Raw genomic sequence first — 2,128 nt, 5'->3', positions numbered from 1 at the left:
GCGTCGGCCTGCTCCAGCAGCGACAGCGCGCGCGCCAGCTCCGGGACCAGCCGCCCCGGCTCCAGCGGGTTCGCTTCGTGCCGCAGCCGCGCGGCCAGCGCCTGGTATTCCCCGAACAGGGCGTCCACCCGCCCCCGCCGGGCCGCGTCGGGGAGCGTGCGCGCGGCGAGCGTGGTGTCGATCCCGGCGAAGAGCGAGGCCGCTCCGCCGCCGTTCTCCCCGGCGGGGCCGTCCACGGGCCAGCGGCGCAGGTGCGCCCACTGCGGCCCCGCCGGCTCCGGGCGCCCCATGTCCTGCGAGCGGTGCCGGGAGCGGCTCGCCATGGCGAGCTGGTACGGGGAGCGGCCCAGGAGCGGGTCGTAGCCGCCCACCTGCAGGCGGAGGGTGGCGTTCTCCGTGCCGCGCCAGAGCGACTGGTAGAGCCGCTCCGGGCGGTGCGGCCGGAGCCCAGCGGCGATCTGCTCGGGGAAGCGCTTCGGGTCGGCGGCGGCGTCGAACGCCTCGCGGGCGACGATCGCCGAGACCTGGTGCTGCCCGTGGCCGTCCTGCGGGGTCCCGCTGAACACGGTCACCACCACGTCCGGGCGGTAGCGGCGGATGGCGCCCACCACGTCGCGCAGCAGCTCCTCGCGCGGCCAGTGGCGGAAGGCCTCCTCCGCGTTCCTGGAGAAGCCGAAGTCGTAGGCGCGGGTGAAGAACTGCTCCGCGCCGTCCGCCCGGCGGGCCGCCAGCAGCTCCTCCGTGCGCAGGATCCCGAGCGCCTCCCCCAGCTCGGGCCCGATCCCGTTCTGTCCGCCCTCCCCGCGGGTGAGCGACAGGTACGCGACGTCCGCCCCCTCGCCCAGCGCCAGGTGGGCCAGGAGCGGCGTGTACTCGTCGTCCGGGTGGGCGCCCACCATCAGCACCCGCTTGGTGGTGCCCAGGCGGCGCAGCGCGAGCCCCAGCCCCGCCGCGCCCTCGTACTCGCTGGCGCCCGCCCGCTGCGCGGGCGCGTGCGAGGGGAGCGCGGGGGCGGCGGCCAGCGCCGCGGCCAGGAGCCCCATGCGGAGAAAGCGGTTCGGTCCCATCCCGCAAAGCTAGGCAGGGGGCGGAGGCGCGCACAAGGTCTGCGCCGCTGGATGGTGCATCGCTGAACCAATTTCGCGCGGTCCCGGCCCTACCGGGCCACTTCCCGCCGACGCCGCGCGGGACTACCTTGTCGGGGAGAGCGCCCCGGTGCTCCGTCCTCCCCGGCTCCACCCACCCATCCGCCGCGCGCCGGGGGCCCCGGACTGCGTGAGCAGGTGCTCCGTGAATGCACCCCGGCGCCGGATCCCCTGAACCCCACCCGATCCAGGAGCGGAGCCTCTCGTGCCGTTCGACTTCGAAGACGCCGTAGAGTTCGCGGAGAACCCCGAGCCCCGGTGCCCCTGCGTGCTGCTGCTCGACACCTCCGGCTCCATGGACGGCAGGCCGATCCAGGCGCTCCAGGACGGGATCGACGCGTTCCGCTACGACGTCCAGCTGGACCCGGTGAGCGTGCGCCGCGTGGAGGTGGCGGTGGTCACCTTCGACACGGAGGTCCACGTCGTCCAGGACTTCATGCAGCCGGACCGGCTGGAGCTGCCTGCGCTGGTCGCCTCCGGGCGCACGCACATGGCCGCGGGGATCCAGGCGGCGCTCGACCTCGTGGAGGCGCGCAAGGCGGCGTACCGGGCGCACGACGTGGCCTACTACCGCCCCTGGGTGTTCATGATCACCGACGGCGAGCCGCAGGGGGAGCCCGCCGCGGCGGTGCGGGAGGCCACCGAGCGCCTGCAGGCCGCCGAGGCGGAGAAGCGCGTGGCCTTCTTCGCCGTGGGGGTGGAGGGCGCCAACCTCAAGCGGCTGGCCCAGATCTCCGTGCGGGCGCCGCTCAAGCTCCGCGGGCTGGACTTCCGCGACCTGTTCGTCTGGCTCTCCCGCAGCATGCAGAGCATCGCGCACTCGCGCCCGGAGGACCGGATCGCGCTCCCGCCGACGGGATGGGCGGAGATCTGAGCCCCGCCGCGCGCTCCGCGCCGGGGAGCTGGCGCGTGGCCGCCGCCTCGGTCCAGGGGGCGGCCCACGTGCGCGGCGCGGTGCCGTGCCAGGACGCGCACCACTGGAG

2 protein-coding genes are annotated in these 2,128 nt (G+C 75.6%); one reads left to right on the top strand and one right to left on the bottom strand.

Annotated features, from left to right (window positions below):
• Positions 1 to 1,067, bottom strand: a 1,067-nt coding sequence (locus VGR37_20700; GenBank protein ID HEV2149831.1) for a PIG-L family deacetylase, incomplete at its 3' end; no start/stop codon positions are given.
• Between the two features lie 283 nt (positions 1,068 to 1,350).
• On the opposite strand from VGR37_20700, the gene VGR37_20695 reads away from it, so the two are divergent.
• The gene (locus VGR37_20695) at positions 1,351 to 2,019 is read left to right on the top strand and encodes a VWA domain-containing protein (protein ID HEV2149830.1); all 669 of its coding nucleotides are present in this window, start codon (positions 1,351 to 1,353) and stop codon (positions 2,017 to 2,019) included.
• Positions 2,020 to 2,128 lie beyond the last annotated feature (109 nt).

The sequence above is a fragment of the Longimicrobiaceae bacterium genome (assembly GCA_035936415.1).
GTDB lineage: Bacteria > Gemmatimonadota > Gemmatimonadetes > Longimicrobiales > Longimicrobiaceae > JAFAYN01.
The sequence above is the reverse complement of the archived record's forward strand: the minus strand, read 5'-3'. Positions and strand labels throughout refer to the sequence as shown.